This window comes from Phycisphaeraceae bacterium, assembly GCA_019636655.1.
Classification (GTDB): Bacteria; Planctomycetota; Phycisphaerae; order Phycisphaerales; family UBA1924; genus JAHBXB01.
In genome coordinates, this window is record JAHBXB010000004.1 from 271,683 (window position 1) to 284,396 (window position 12,714).

Sequence of the window (12,714 nt, forward strand, 5' to 3'; positions counted from 1 at the left end):
ATTCATGCCCACTGACCGACGCAGCACGACAACTCCGCAAGGGCCAGCCCCTGCCGACCGCGAGGGTCTGTTGTTCATGCAGGTCGAGAGGCTCGCGCACCACATCCAGGCGATCGAGCACGACTACTCGGATCTCCTGAGCGGGCCTCAGGCCGATCTGAACACGGCGCTGCACTGCTGCCGAAAGGTGCTGGACCGTGCGATCGAAGCGCGTCATCGCCGTGGCTCTGGTCGTTCGCTCTAAGTCACCGCGGGCCTTTCAGCCAGCTCCTCCAAGACGCGGTTTGCCATGCGCAGGATCTCCGCCTGCAGGCTCGACAGCGGAAGCCGCAGAGCCTCGCCGATACCGAGCCATCGCCTGGGTTCCCCGAACGTCGCATTGTGATCGACCCGATACACGGCCACGTTGATCAGGCGGTGACTCGTGTGATGCTCCAACCTGGCCATCGGGCGGACACCCACCGCCTGCAATCTGACGCCCAGCGACCGAGCAAGCGCCACCCGAGTCGGACGCACGCCTGTCGACTCCAGGGTCGGCACCTGCCACAGGCCCGCCCACAAACCGCTCGTCGCACGCCGTTCCACAAGGACCCGCGTGGACTCCGGGTCCACGATCACCGCGCTGAGGCACCGCACCACGGTCTTCTCCGAGTCCGCGAGCCGCCGCTTCGGTCGAGGGATCTCACCGGTCACGCCCTGCTGCCTCGCCACGCACCAGTCCGCGAGCGGACAACCGCCGCACGCGGGCGACTTCGGCGTGCACACCGTAGCCCCCAGCTCCATCAACCCCTCATTGAGCAATGCGGGATCCCCCGCCGCCGCGACCAGGCCCTCCGCGGCTTTCCACGTCCACTCGACCGTCGCCCGCTTAGATGGGTCAGCGGCCTTGCCGTGGAGCCTGAGGAGAACCCTTGAGACATTCCCATCAACAATCGGGACCCGCTGGCCAAGTCCGATGGACGCGATCGCGCCGGCGGTGTACCGGCCGACCCCCGGTAGTCGCAGTAAGTCCTGCATCCGGGGGGGGATGCGGCCAGAGTGCTCACGGGCGATGACGCGGGCTGCCGCCAACAGGTTTCTGGCGCGCCGGTAGTACCCCAGACCAGACCAGAGGGCCAGCACGTCCTGTTCGTCCGCCGCGGCAAGATCCTCGACGGTCGGGTAGCGGCCAACGAACTCGGTAAAGCGATCGACGACGCGCGACACCTGCGTCTGCTGGAGCATGGATTCGGAGATGAATGCGTGGTACGGATCGCGCGGCGATCGCCTCCACGGCAGCGGCCTTGCAGCGCGCAAAAACCACGACTCGACCTCGCGCGAAACACTGCGATTCTCGAGGTTTTTTGCCGAACGTTCGCGAGGCCTCGCTGGCTTCATCGGGCCATCGTACATCAAAGGAACGCGCCGAATTCGGCCACTATTCCCGCCGGCGCACGCATTTACCAATCGGTTGCAGAATTTTGTTTCTCGTCTTCCTGTTAGCGAGGAACCGGGGTGCAACCGGTTGTGAATATCGGGTGATCATCGCGGGCGATCCTGCCCGCCGGGAGTGGGGCGGGGTTCGTATTCCGGTGGAAACGCCGGGCGCGGGTGGGTGGGGGGGAAGCCCACACATCTCGGGCGGCTTGCCGCCGGGGATCCTCGCGGGGGTTGTGTTCGGGGGTTTGTTCGTCCCAGGCATGATCGGCGGCGTGGTTGGACCGCGCCGTCGCAGGACCATGGAGTCCGTTCAGCGTTTTTCCGTTCACGGATGGAGGCACAGATGAAAGTTGTGTGGAAAGCGGCGGCAACGCTGCTCGTCGTGACCGGTCTGGCCGGTCTGACCAATGGGGCGGTCGATCCGGATTTCGACCACAATGGGACCGTTGACGTCCGAGATATCGCGACGTACGTCGCCGCGTGGACGTCCGGCATATCCACAGGATCTGTTGAGGCCGACACCAACTCGGATGGGCTGCTGACGCCGACCGATGTTGCCATCTTCTCGAGCGCGTGGTACGACGCGGTCGCGAACGGCACCGGTGGTGGTGGCAACGTCGGCTGGACCGACCTCACGCCCGCCGCGGGCGCCCGGGTCGTCTACGTCAGTTCGTCGGCCGGGAACAACTCCAACTCCGGCCTCAGCCCGTCCAGCCCCGTGCGAACCCTCGCCGCGGGCTACGCTCTGCTGCGGAACACGTTCCCCGACCAGATGCTCCTGCAGTGCGGCGACGTCTGGACCGAGGAGTTCCCCGGCTGGGGCAAGACCGGCCGCTCGGCCAGCGAGCGGATGGTCATCGGCTCGTACGGGACCGGCCCCCGCCCCCGGATCCAGCCGACCTCCAAGACCCGCGATGGCATCTTCGAGCGGAGCAACTCCAACGGTAACCTCATCATCTCCGGACTGGAGATTTCGGGGTACACCAGCCGCCACACCGCGGCGATCCAGTGGCAGGTTGGCGGTGGCAGCAACGTCCTGATCGAGGACTGCCACGTCCACCACTGCACGCTCAACATCGTTCTGCAGGACATGAACGACGGGTTCGTGATCCGTCGCTCGATCATCGACATGGGCGGCCCGGGCAACAACGGCGACAACGAGGCCAACTCCGGCTTCTACATCGCCCTCACCCACGCCCCCGTCACGATCGAGGAGTGCGTCATCGACCGCTGCGGCGACCACCCGGACATCCGCCCCGGATCGATCCCCGGCATCCGCAGCCAGTCGGTGTACTGCCAGGACACCGCCCCGGGCATCATCTTCCGCAAGAACCTCGTCTCCAACGGCGGGTGCATGGGCCCGGACCTCCGCGCCGGCGGAACGATCGAGGACTGCATCATCACCCGGTGCGCCATCGGCCCCCGCATGGGCTCCGCGACCGGCACCGACACCCCAGGGGGATACCCCGGCGGTGTCACCGGTATCGTCCGCAACACCTACGTACTCGACGGCACCAACATCCGTGACGGGCAGCCGTCCTATCTCCGCGGCGTCGGCTTCTGGCTCGAGAACGTCCGCAGCTGCACCGTGGAGAACCTGGTCATCGCCCGAAAGGGGCCGACCAGCGGCCCCCTCGCCCGCAACCCCGATTCGTGCGCCGTCGAGATGCACACCGACCCGGGCTCGGGTGTCACCGGCGTCAGCTTCGTCGGTACCCGTGTCTACCAGTGGCCCGGGAGCGGCGGCACCTTCGCCCGGTCGGGCAACCGCCAGCCCAGCTACAGCCAGACCGGGACCATCACCTCCGGCTACCCCGATCCCAGCGTTGGGATCTCCGAGTCGGATGTCGCCCTCGCGAAGCAGATGCGTCGCGGCGTGCAGGGGCCGACCATCGGGGCGCTGCTGCTGAGACTCAAGGCCGGGTTCGCGAACTGAGTCGTGCCGGTTTACAGCATGAGTTCGTGTCGGGGCCGGTTCCGAAAGGACCGGCCCCTTTCCTTTGGCGGCCGGCTACGGCACCCGGGCGAGGGCCGCCCTGACGGCCGGTCGGATCCGGTCCCACGCGGCCGACTCGGCCTTGCGAACCGTGATCCAGTCGTCGCACAGGTACAGCCCCTCGACCCCCTCGATCGCAAACAGCGCTTCGGCCACCGGATCGCCCGCCACGCCGGCGGCCGGCCGGGTGCGGAACGACTTCGGGGGTGACGCCACCGTGCGGTCCAGCACGCACTTGAGCGCGAGCGGGTTGGGCGTGGGTTCAAAGGCGGTGACGGCGTAGGGCATGCGACGATCGCTCCGGGCCGGTCGGCCGGCGGGGAGCCGATCATACCGGCGGCCCCGCGCGAGGTACGGTGTTAGACTCGTTGTACGGGAATCAGGGTCCAGCCGGGCGCGTTTGCGGATCGCCCGATGGGGCGTCGGGTACAAGAGGTGCGGCGCCGACAGGTTCTGGACGGGTGGGCGGGCGTGGAGCGGTGATGTTTGCGCGGATCGCACAACTCGCGGAACGGCTGGGGGCGTACCCGCTCTGGCAGGTGCTCATCGAGGTGGGCATCATCTGGATCGTCGTCTACGTGGTCGTCCGCTTCGTCCAGGGGACGCGCGCCGTTGGGGCTCTTCGCGGCGTCCTGCTCCTGCTGGTTATCGCGACGGTCATGGTCCGCGTCCTGGGCGGCACCGAGGCGTTCCAGCGGCTGCGGTACCTCTACGACAACTTCCTCACACTCCTCGCCATCACCCTCATCGTCGTTTTCCAGCCCGAACTCCGGCGCGGCCTGATCCGCCTCGGCGAGGCCCAGGTGTTCCGCCGGGTCCCGACGCAGATCGAGGCGACGGCTTCCGCGATCGTCGATGCCTGCGCGTTCCTGAGCAAGGCCAAGTTCGGCGCCCTGATCGTGATCGAGCGGGAGATCGGCCTCAAGGGCCTGATCGAGGGCGGCACCACCGTCGGGGCCGAGGTATCGGCCCGGTTGCTCCAGACCATCTTCTTCCCCGGCTCGGCCCTGCACGATCTTGCGGTCGTCATCAAGGCCGATCGGATCGAGTCCGCCGGTGTCCAGCTCCCGCTCGCCGAGCCCGAGGAGATGCCCGACGCCTCCCTCGGCTCCAGGCACCGGGCCGCCGTGGGGCTCAGCAAGGAGTGCGATGCGCTCGTCGTCGTGGTGAGCGAGGAGACCGGCATGCTCAGCATCGCCGAGCGCGGCCGGCTTGACCGCGGCTTCACGCCCGCGGCCCTCAAGGACGAGATCATCGCCCGCGTCCGCGGCGGGCACGGCATCGACGTCCAGCAGGAACTCTCCGCCATCGGACACAGCATCGACCGCCTCCGCGGCAAGAACGGGGCCAAGGACGGCGCCGCCAAGGAACTCCTCAAGTCCAGGGCCGAGGGCGTCGCCGCCGGCGAGAAGGGGGCCTGACCGTGCTCCAGCGAGTCAAGATGATCGCCGTCGTCACCGCCTTCTCCCTCCTCATCTGGATGTGGGCCGAGGCCGAGAGCGTCCGCATCACCACCGTCACCACCCGCCTTGTCTTCGAAGCACAGGGCGACGACGTTGCGATCCGGCAGATCGAGCCGCAGTCGGCCGACACGTTCCGTGTCCGGCTCGAGGGGACAACGGCGGCGATCGATGAGGCCGAGCGGCTGCTCGGGCGCTCGCTCCGCCTGACGCCCGGGGTCGGCGGCGTCCCCGGCCAGGCGGGAGACCACACGCTGGGCACCGCGGACCTGCTGCGTCAGAACTCCGAGCTGGCCAGGACCGGCGTGAGCGTTGTCTTTGTCGAGCCCTCGACCGTCACCGTCGGCGTGACGAAACTGGCCGCGGTCCGGCTGCCCGTGCGGGCCGACCTGAGCGCGCTCGGCGCCGATGGCTCCGCCATCGCCGACACCATCGTCCCCTCCGAAGTCACGATCCACGCCTCGTCCGCGGATGTGGCCAAGCTCGAGGAGGGTGCCTTCGCCGTCGCCTCGCTCACCCCGGACGACATCGCCCAGCTCCGGGATGAGGGCCAGCAGACCGTCAAGGTCCGGGTCCGCCCGCCGGCGCCGCTGGACAAGTCAGACTTCACGCGAATCGAGCCGGACACCGTCCGGATCACCCTCCGCCTCCGCAAGACCATCGACCGGCTCCAGCTCCCCCCGGTCCCCGTCTGGATCACCCTCCCGCCGACCGAGGGCCGGGAGTGGGACGTCCAGGTGACCGAGCCGCTGCTCCGCGACGTCGAGGTCTCCGGCCCCACCGAACTGATCGAGCAGCTCAAGAAGCGGGACCTGGTCGCGATCGCCTTCGTCGTCCTCACGACCGACGACCTGCAGAAGGGCATCGATTCCAAGCTCGCCGTCTTCGCCCCCGTCTCGGGAACCCTCCTCGGCACCGGCGCCGAGGCCCCCGGCCCCACGGCCGAATCGGCGCTCCTCGAGCAGGTCGCGCCGCTGCGGTTCTCCGCCGAGAACCGGCGCGTCGGCCTCAAGATCAAGCGCCGAAACGGGACGGGCCCGTCCTCGGGCGCCGCCCCGACCCTTCCCCCGGGGGACACCGAGACCAGCGGCGTCCTCGATTAGGTGCTCGACCCGCCGGGTGGCCGACCGACGAACCGCCAATGCGGTGTTGCACCGTCGTGGTATGAAGCAGCACGCTCTTGGAGCAACGCGGAAGGCCTGTGTTACGCAGGTAGGACGTCGCGTGCCCTTCACGGTTCGGCGCTGTCGCATAGCAGATGTGCCGAATATCCATCCAAATAACGAACAGATCAAGTATAGCAGTACGTATGCGCATACTGACGATACGAACTTGAATCGCCGTGAATGCATGGTATGGTATGTGCGTTGTGTACGCATTGTACGAACGCCGGAGCATTCCCGTGCCGACAATCACGCTTTCCGACACGACCTATGCGAAACTCAAGGCCGCCGCAGAGCCGTTTGTGGACACGGAGGATTCGGTGGCCTCGCGTGCCTTGGACTTGCTGCTCGAACGGAAAGGCATCTCTCTAAACGGCAAGCATTTCGGAAACGGCCATGCTGGAGCGAGCGACAAGGTCGTTCGCCTTTCCGTCGGCACGCGAGACCTCACCCATACCCGCCTTCTTTCGGCGACCGTCGGCGGCACTGAGTTTCATCGCCCCGACTGGAACAGCCTGCTGCGCGACATGCACATCATGGCCCGGAAGCAACTCGGATCGTTCGAGGCGGTGCGTAAGTCATCAGGTGCGAACCTGAAGCAGGGCCGATTCGAGTCCGACGGCTACCGGTACCTGCCCGAGGCCGATCTGTCCATCCAGGGATGCGATTCCAATCATTCCTGCGAGCGGGCGTTCAACCTTGCCAAGGCGATGAATCTGCCGCTAAGTGTGTCGTTTGAGTGGCGAAACAAGGATGAAGCGTCGCACCCCGGCCAATCCGGCTTGATCGAGTGGCAGCCGGAGAAGAAGTGATGCCCGCTCTAGCAGGCCGTTGAAGAATGGCGGCGAATAGGCGCGAGCGGTACCCGCGTGGGGATCTCCCCTCGGGAGGCTCGGGGTTTGGTGGTGATCGTGGGCTACGCAGCCAGCAGGTTCTTCATCCGCACCCAGGTTGTACGCCGCGGCGGCCATCTCGAAGCACTGCCGGATCGTGCCGCGTCCAACGTGACGGGCCCGTCGCATCAGGGCCACCGTCTTGGCCCACCCGAAGAACTCCTCCACCAGCTTCCGCCGTCGTTGGCTCTTCTTGAATGCTGCCCGGTGCCGCTCACTCCGCACGAACCGCCGGGCCCATGAGCCGTCGTCGCGGGGCTCGATGCGCCCGGCCTTGACGCCACGTGCGGCTCGATCCAGCGACGCTCCAGCTCCACTAGGAACGGCCCCGAGTCGTACCCCTTGTCCGCTCCCAGCGTGCGCGGCCGCACGCCGTGGCGACGCTCCAGATGGTCGAGCATCTTCAGCGTGCTCTCACGCTCGGCCGTGCCGCTGGCCTGGTCCACCCGCACGCTCATCACCACCCCGTGGATCAGCGAGCCGTCCACCGTGAAGTGCTCGTCGCTGCTCAGACCCGCCTCGATCGCCTGCCTCACCACCGAGTCGAAGAACTTCTGCGTGATCCCGTGCTCGGCCAGACGATCCCGGTTGTGCGTAAAGACCGAATGGTCGAAGACATCGTCGGAGGGTTGGAGATCGAGGAACCAGCGGAAGAGCAGGTCGGTCTTGAGCTGCCGGCACAGCTCCCGCTCGGACCAGGATGGTGTACAGGCACAGCAAGAGCAGGGACTTGAGCAGCGTCTCGGGCGGGATGCCCGGCCGGCCCACCTCTCTGTACGCCGCCTTGAACGTGCGGGATATGCCCGCCAGGGTTCTGTCCACCATCCGCTTGGTGGGCCGCAGCGGGTGCCCCGCCTCGATCAGGTCCTCGACGTTGAACGTGTGGCAGATCGCCGCTTGACGCTCGGGTGTGCCTCGCATACCACCATCTGCGCACGCCGCGGTCGATCGGTTGCGCCCCGTCGGCTCGGTTTTTTCAACAACCTGCTATAGCGGCGACGAAGTCGACAATCGGGTAGCGTGCGCCATTCGACATTGCGGCCGGCCGTGGCACGAAGGAGTTCGACCGTGCGAAGGACAGCAGCCATACTCGTCGTCACGCTGACCTCACTGCTCGCTGCCTGCCAAACGCAGCCGACACACACCGCTGACGTGTCAACCAGTAGGAGCCTCTCACCGATCAGGAACATCGTGTTGGTACATGGCGCGTGGGCCGACGGCTCCGGCTGGCGTGGTGTGCGAGATGCCCTTGTGGCCGATGGCTACAGCGTCAGCATTGTGCAACCGCCGCTCACATCCTACACGGAAGACGTGGCTGCTGTTCGGCGCGTGCTCGCGCTCCAGGACGGGCCATGTCTTCTTGTCGCGCACAGCTACGGTGGGGCGGTGATCACCGAAGCTGGGAATCACGAGAATGTCGTCGGCCTAGTGTACGTCGCGGCGCACATGCCCGATACTGGCGAGAGCGAGGCGTTCACCGGGAAGAAGTTCCCAAGCGAGCTGAGCAAGTCCGGTGCAGTCCGGAGGACCCCCGACGGCTTTCTCTATCTCGAGCCAGCGCAGTTCCACGAGTACTTCGCGGCGGACCTGCCGCAGGATGAAGCATCCTTCAACGCCCACTCGCAGGTGCTGATCCACGCCGACAACTTCGGCGCGATCATCACAACACCCGCGTGGAAGACAAGGCCGAGCTGGATGATCGTCGCCGGGAGCGACAAGACCATCAACCCGGACCTCGAGCGGTGGTACGCCGCGCGCGCCGGGAGCGACACGACCGAGCTTGCCGGGGCGAGCCACTCCGTCTACATCTCTCGCGCGCCCGAAGTGGCAGATGTAATCAAGAGGGCGGCGACCCAGAGCGGGAGCACCAAGGCCCTGCCACATCAATAGCGGCTCGCCCGCTATCGGGGCTCGGCCCACGTTGATTGCGCGGAGGCTCTCGCCCGGCGAAGCGAAGTCAGCAACCGTCATCTCGAAGCGAGTGAATCGCGCAGTAGCTCCAGCGCGGGGACTTGCGTTTCAATGCGACGTGACGGGGTGTGAGAGAATGGGCTTGGCTGGACTCGAATAGTCAACGGATTCCCGCAGGAATACGCAAGGTTGCGCTGGGGGCGGCGCAAAACGCGGCGAAGTCGACGCTTGGAGCGACGTCCGTGGCATTAGCTTCCCGTCTTGTCCACGCTCGCCACCGATTGAGCCCACAGAAGACGCGTGGCCCGCTGGGCGGTTGAGGGCGAGACGATTCCGGCGTTGGAAGGCGGTGAAGAACGTCAGGGGGATGCGGTGCGGAGCCGGAGGGCGCGGTCCAGCTAACGGTGCTCGTGATCCATGACGGACAGGTGGGTACAGCGCTTTCCAATGCAGACCCAGCGCTGGGCTCGGGCGAGCGAAAACCAGGCCATCATGAGCCGACGACAACGGTTACGACCTGAGAAGCCCAAGAGAGCCGTTAGTCGTGGGAGCTCTTGATCGCGAGCCGTTCGCGAAGGTTCTCCAGAATTGCATCGGCCTCGCGTAGCGGCAGAACGTCGACGCCGAGCTCCGCGAAGTGCTCCACCATGCAGTGGACGTCGTCAACAAACTCTACGCGGTCGATTGGATCGAGTAGCACCTGTGAAAGTCGCTTCAGTCCGTGCTCGCTCAGCACTCGATTGCGGGGCCAGAGCAACCGAGCAATCTCCGAGGCGGCCGGAAGGCTGTCGATTGCGGCACCCCACGCGGTGGCTGTCCCCTCGCCTGCTGACGAAACAGAGTGCTTGGCCGTGCGCACGTTGGTGTCGTTCATTTGTCTCGTATCCCCTGCGATAGCAGGCGCGAGTTCGAGGCGATTTGGACGTGGCTGCTCGCGTCTAGTGCATTCTCGCCCCGGAAGACTCGATCCTTCATTGTAGCGATCAGCTGGGCGACTGCGAGCCTCCCAGCGGGCGTCACCTGGTAGTAGACCCTGCCCTTCCCACTTGGTTCGATGCCACAGATCTCGATGTATTTCTTCTCCAGGAGCAGTCTGAGTTTCCTTGAACGGGCTCCCCCTGACCGGACAATCACTGACGGAATCGGCTCTGGACGTACCGGCATGCCGCGTCGGTGACCGGGAAGCCCGGCATCGTCGCCGTGGTTGCCGTCAACGGTCAGCTGTCTACCCAACTCGTAGTTCCACAATCGGCCGCTCACGATGATCCTGACGAGCAATTCAAACTGGTCCGAAGTCAGCACGTCCGTCACAAAGCGGTTCCTCACGAGGTGGGCGCAGGCTAGTAACAAATAGCTGCAAGCACAACTGGAATCTCCGCCGAGTCGCGAGGATTCGCGGATTCAACCGCTGCGCGGCGCACCGATGCGCGGCGCAGGCTGTTGTCATACCTGGACTTGCGGTAACCCATACCAGGTGATGGCAAGAAACACATCACGCCCGGGTCGGGGGCCAAGTTCGGAGCGTTTTGCCGGAATTGGGTGCATGGACTCCATCCAGCTCGGTCTAGGGAAGGAGGCATGACAATGAACAGAGCCCACCTGTTCCTCGATCGAGCGACCGCGTTGGCTGCCCTGCAGCACCCGCTTACTCCGAGTGGCGGCCTCGTCACGAAGCGTGCCAATCGGCAAGCCATCTTGGCGATAGACGAGTTTCTTGCGGCCGAGATCAACATTGCAGCGTCACGTGCGGAGGCACAGTTCGGTCTTCGCAACCTGGTCGCGTCGAATGGGACGGGAGCGCCTGCGCTCTTGCAGCGCATGGCGAGGGCCCAGCTTCGGGCGAGCCTTCATCGCAACGTACGCCGCGGTCTTGGGCTCTCGGTTGTCGCCGTGGAGTCGGAGAGGTTGGAGAGCGCCGCCGTAATCGCGGCGGTCTACCGCCAGCCAAGCCCGTCACCATCCATCGTCGCTGCCAATGTACTGCGTCTTCGAGTGGCACTGGAAGTCGCTCAAGCAACCCGCAGTCTGGCGTCGCAATCACTGCATCGTCGCTTTCTCAGCCGCATCTCGCAGCTTGTGGGGTCTTGACCAGGAGCTCGTCAATGCCAACGAACAACCCGCGCACCAGCAGCTTTGAAGACACCGACATCGTATCGGCCCTCGGCAATAGACAACGGCTCGAAGATCTCCGACTACGGATAATCGAGCACGTCCTCCGAATCGCTGGTGCGTATACGCATGGTGGCAAAGTGCCACCGGCCGAAACAACTGCCGAGGTCTGCGGTGGTTTGATGGTGTGCCAGGTACGAGGCTCGATGGTACTAACGATCGCGCGTAAGAAGCGGGTGTCGGAAAACGGCAAGTATCGCGTCGTGCCTGCGGACATCCTTCGAGACTCCAAGAACCAGTTTGCGCCGTTTAGAGCCTGTCAGCTAATGAAGTATCTGAGGATGAGAACCGTGCTGACATCCACCGCGCTGAGCCGTAAGTACGGCGGAGGGGAAAGCGGGATTGAGTCTGCGGCGGTCGAGAATCCGGAGGACGACGTAGAGACGAGAGATCACGCGGAACGGATTCGACACGCGCTCACTCCGGATGAGTTCTGGGTGTGGAGAATGGAGAGTGAGGGATGCCGCCAAGACGTCATCGGCGAAGCCATCGGCTGCAGCCGGCGTCGCGTCCAAGCCATAGGTCAGCGAGTGAGAGAGAAGCTTGAGGCGCATCGCCACGCGTAACGGCGATTCGAGAGCGCACGAGAAACCAAGGAGTCAGGAGCACACAATGGTCACGAACGAGTCCATGCAGAACGACGATCACGATGGCCACTCGATGTGGCGGCAGGGTCGCCGTGTAGCCGACCTGTCACGCCCTCTTGCGGAGGGCTCCGCCTTCGTCTTCGACCACACCGGATGTATCGGAAGCTGCCGCGCCGTCTTCGATGCCTACCTGCGAGGTGGGCTCACTGAGCCGGAGATGAGTGCGGTGGAGGTGCATCAGTCGCGGTGTAGAAAATGTCACAACACGCTCTTTGCGCTTCTCGGTGAGTTCGAGGACTCGCTCGTCGGTACCTCTCAGGAAGACACAGAGGACTCGTCAGGCAGCGAGGGCGGCGACGAGGACGAGGAGCCTGCCTTCGATCGTGAAAGTGTCACGGAATCCGAAAGAGCCGTGCAGGCGGGAGGAGAGCCTCGGTTTTGTTGGTGAGGTGACAGCCGTCACGCAAGCCACCAAGCCCTTCACAAGGAGATGACGATGAAGACCACGTTCCCATTCGATGCAGTGGCGTTCAGCAAGCTGTTCAGCCAGAGCGGTGAGCTGTTCGCGGTAGTGTCCTTCAAGGCCAAGCAATGCAATGCGACGTTTCAAGTAGACTTCGACTCGCCGATCGTCGGCCCTCGTGGTCGGGCGTTCTTCGCAGTGACCTTCCGACGAGGCGAAGAGGTACTCGCCGAGCATGGAGTGCTCGAGTGCGAGGCGGGCGAGGCTCAGGATCGGGTACGGTTCACACGGTTCATCGACCCGGCAGCCCTTTCTGGGACGGGGTTCTTCAACTTCGTGTTCGGGACCGACTTCGATGGCGCTTCACGGTTCCTTCCACGGGTCGCCTAGCTCCCCTCTCCGGGTTGACAGCCCGAGCAGTTCTCGTCGCCCCCTCCCGGGCTGGCCGGGAGGGGGTTGTGTTGCGCGGTTCGGGGATGGTGCTGTGCCTGCCTTGAGTGCTGGATTGCTCGCAGGACTCCGTCAACGCGGCGAGCGACGGGTCTAATGGCGTACCCTAATACCCCCTCAGCACCACCTCGCGCTGGGCCCAGTCGCGCCAGGACTGGGAGTCGCCGCGGAAGGCGATGTCGCGGAGCAGGCCGGGGGTGCGG

14 protein-coding genes and 1 pseudogene are annotated in these 12,714 nt (G+C 65.2%); 10 read left to right on the forward strand and 5 right to left on the reverse strand.

Annotated elements, in window-relative coordinates:
* Window positions 1-4: 4 nt before the first annotated feature.
* Window positions 5-244, forward strand: coding sequence for a hypothetical protein (locus KF745_12820; GenBank protein MBX3359296.1), 240 nt, complete (start codon window positions 5-7; stop codon window positions 242-244).
* Here KF745_12820 and mutY read toward each other — a convergent pair.
* Window positions 241-1,377 (reverse strand): A/G-specific adenine glycosylase, encoded by a 1,137-nt coding sequence (gene mutY, locus KF745_12825; protein ID MBX3359297.1) that lies wholly within the window; start codon window positions 1,375-1,377, stop codon window positions 241-243. The two genes, KF745_12820 and mutY, sit on opposite strands and share 4 nt — an antisense overlap.
* A gap of 385 nt (window positions 1,378-1,762) precedes the next feature.
* Here mutY and KF745_12830 point away from each other — a divergent pair, with 385 nt between their 5' ends.
* Window positions 1,763-3,355: a right-handed parallel beta-helix repeat-containing protein gene (locus tag KF745_12830; GenBank protein MBX3359298.1), complete on the forward strand. Its 1,593-nt coding sequence runs from the start codon at window positions 1,763-1,765 to the stop codon at window positions 3,353-3,355.
* A gap of 75 nt (window positions 3,356-3,430) precedes the next feature.
* On the opposite strand, the gene KF745_12835 is transcribed toward KF745_12830, so the two are convergent.
* The gene (locus tag KF745_12835; GenBank protein ID MBX3359299.1) at window positions 3,431-3,703 is read right to left on the reverse strand and encodes a NifU N-terminal domain-containing protein; all 273 of its coding nucleotides are present in this window, start codon (window positions 3,701-3,703) and stop codon (window positions 3,431-3,433) included.
* A 194-nt stretch (window positions 3,704-3,897) separates the two neighbouring features.
* Here KF745_12835 and cdaA point away from each other — a divergent pair, with 194 nt between their 5' ends.
* From cdaA to KF745_12850, 3 genes are all read left to right on the forward strand, one after another.
* Complete coding sequence (gene cdaA, locus KF745_12840) at window positions 3,898-4,836, forward strand: diadenylate cyclase CdaA (protein ID MBX3359300.1); 939 nt, start codon at window positions 3,898-3,900, stop codon at window positions 4,834-4,836.
* 2 nt (window positions 4,837-4,838) lie between these two features.
* Window positions 4,839-5,978: a hypothetical protein gene (locus KF745_12845; GenBank protein MBX3359301.1), complete on the forward strand. Its 1,140-nt coding sequence runs from the start codon at window positions 4,839-4,841 to the stop codon at window positions 5,976-5,978.
* A 299-nt stretch (window positions 5,979-6,277) separates the two neighbouring features.
* The gene (locus KF745_12850; protein ID MBX3359302.1) at window positions 6,278-6,850 is read left to right on the forward strand and encodes a hypothetical protein; all 573 of its coding nucleotides are present in this window, start codon (window positions 6,278-6,280) and stop codon (window positions 6,848-6,850) included.
* A 104-nt stretch (window positions 6,851-6,954) separates the two neighbouring features.
* Here the strand turns inward: KF745_12850 and KF745_12855 are convergent.
* A pseudogene (locus KF745_12855) lies at window positions 6,955-7,852 on the reverse strand (transposase).
* 147 nt (window positions 7,853-7,999) lie between these two features.
* Here KF745_12855 and KF745_12860 point away from each other — a divergent pair.
* Window positions 8,000-8,821 (forward strand): alpha/beta hydrolase, encoded by an 822-nt coding sequence (locus tag KF745_12860; GenBank protein MBX3359303.1) that lies wholly within the window; start codon window positions 8,000-8,002, stop codon window positions 8,819-8,821.
* A 559-nt stretch (window positions 8,822-9,380) separates the two neighbouring features.
* Here KF745_12860 and KF745_12865 read toward each other — a convergent pair.
* On the reverse strand, window positions 9,381-9,716 hold the full coding sequence (locus KF745_12865) for a hypothetical protein (GenBank protein ID MBX3359304.1): 336 nt from the start codon (window positions 9,714-9,716) through the stop codon (window positions 9,381-9,383).
* Window positions 9,713-10,153, reverse strand: coding sequence for a hypothetical protein (locus KF745_12870; GenBank protein ID MBX3359305.1), 441 nt, complete (start codon window positions 10,151-10,153; stop codon window positions 9,713-9,715). Before KF745_12870 ends, KF745_12865 begins: the two co-directional genes overlap by 4 nt.
* A 273-nt stretch (window positions 10,154-10,426) precedes the next feature.
* Here KF745_12870 and KF745_12875 point away from each other — a divergent pair, with 273 nt between their 5' ends.
* From KF745_12875 to KF745_12890, 4 genes are read left to right on the forward strand one after another with little or no spacing between them, the layout of a single operon-like run.
* Window positions 10,427-10,930 carry a hypothetical protein gene (locus KF745_12875; protein MBX3359306.1) on the forward strand — a complete coding sequence of 168 codons (504 nt, stop codon included), beginning with the start codon at window positions 10,427-10,429 and terminating at the stop codon, window positions 10,928-10,930.
* A 14-nt stretch (window positions 10,931-10,944) separates the two neighbouring features.
* Entirely contained in the window at window positions 10,945-11,577 is a 633-nt protein-coding gene (locus tag KF745_12880; GenBank protein ID MBX3359307.1) for a hypothetical protein, read from the forward strand.
* Window positions 11,578-11,623: 46 nt separating this feature from the next.
* Window positions 11,624-12,046: a hypothetical protein gene (locus tag KF745_12885; GenBank protein ID MBX3359308.1), complete on the forward strand. Its 423-nt coding sequence runs from the start codon at window positions 11,624-11,626 to the stop codon at window positions 12,044-12,046.
* Window positions 12,047-12,094: 48 nt separating this feature from the next.
* The gene (locus KF745_12890) at window positions 12,095-12,451 is read left to right on the forward strand and encodes a hypothetical protein (GenBank protein MBX3359309.1); all 357 of its coding nucleotides are present in this window, start codon (window positions 12,095-12,097) and stop codon (window positions 12,449-12,451) included.
* Window positions 12,452-12,714: the final 263 nt, after the last annotated feature.

Excerpts from the sequence above, each read along its gene's own strand:
- KF745_12820 (MBX3359296.1), top strand. The coding sequence starts at position 5 with ATGCCCACTGACCGACGCAGCACGACAACTCCGCAAGGGCCAGCCCCT.
- mutY (MBX3359297.1), bottom strand. The coding sequence starts at position 1,377 with ATGAAGCCAGCGAGGCCTCGCGAACGTTCGGCAAAAAACCTCGAGAAT.
- KF745_12830 (MBX3359298.1), top strand. The coding sequence starts at position 1,763 with ATGAAAGTTGTGTGGAAAGCGGCGGCAACGCTGCTCGTCGTGACCGGT.
- KF745_12835 (MBX3359299.1), bottom strand. The coding sequence starts at position 3,703 with ATGCCCTACGCCGTCACCGCCTTTGAACCCACGCCCAACCCGCTCGCG.
- cdaA (MBX3359300.1), top strand. The coding sequence starts at position 3,898 with ATGTTTGCGCGGATCGCACAACTCGCGGAACGGCTGGGGGCGTACCCG.
- KF745_12865 (MBX3359304.1), bottom strand. The coding sequence starts at position 9,716 with ATGAACGACACCAACGTGCGCACGGCCAAGCACTCTGTTTCGTCAGCA.
- KF745_12875 (MBX3359306.1), top strand. The coding sequence starts at position 10,427 with ATGAACAGAGCCCACCTGTTCCTCGATCGAGCGACCGCGTTGGCTGCC.
- KF745_12880 (MBX3359307.1), top strand. The coding sequence starts at position 10,945 with ATGCCAACGAACAACCCGCGCACCAGCAGCTTTGAAGACACCGACATC.
- KF745_12885 (MBX3359308.1), top strand. The coding sequence starts at position 11,624 with ATGGTCACGAACGAGTCCATGCAGAACGACGATCACGATGGCCACTCG.
- KF745_12890 (MBX3359309.1), top strand. The coding sequence starts at position 12,095 with ATGAAGACCACGTTCCCATTCGATGCAGTGGCGTTCAGCAAGCTGTTC.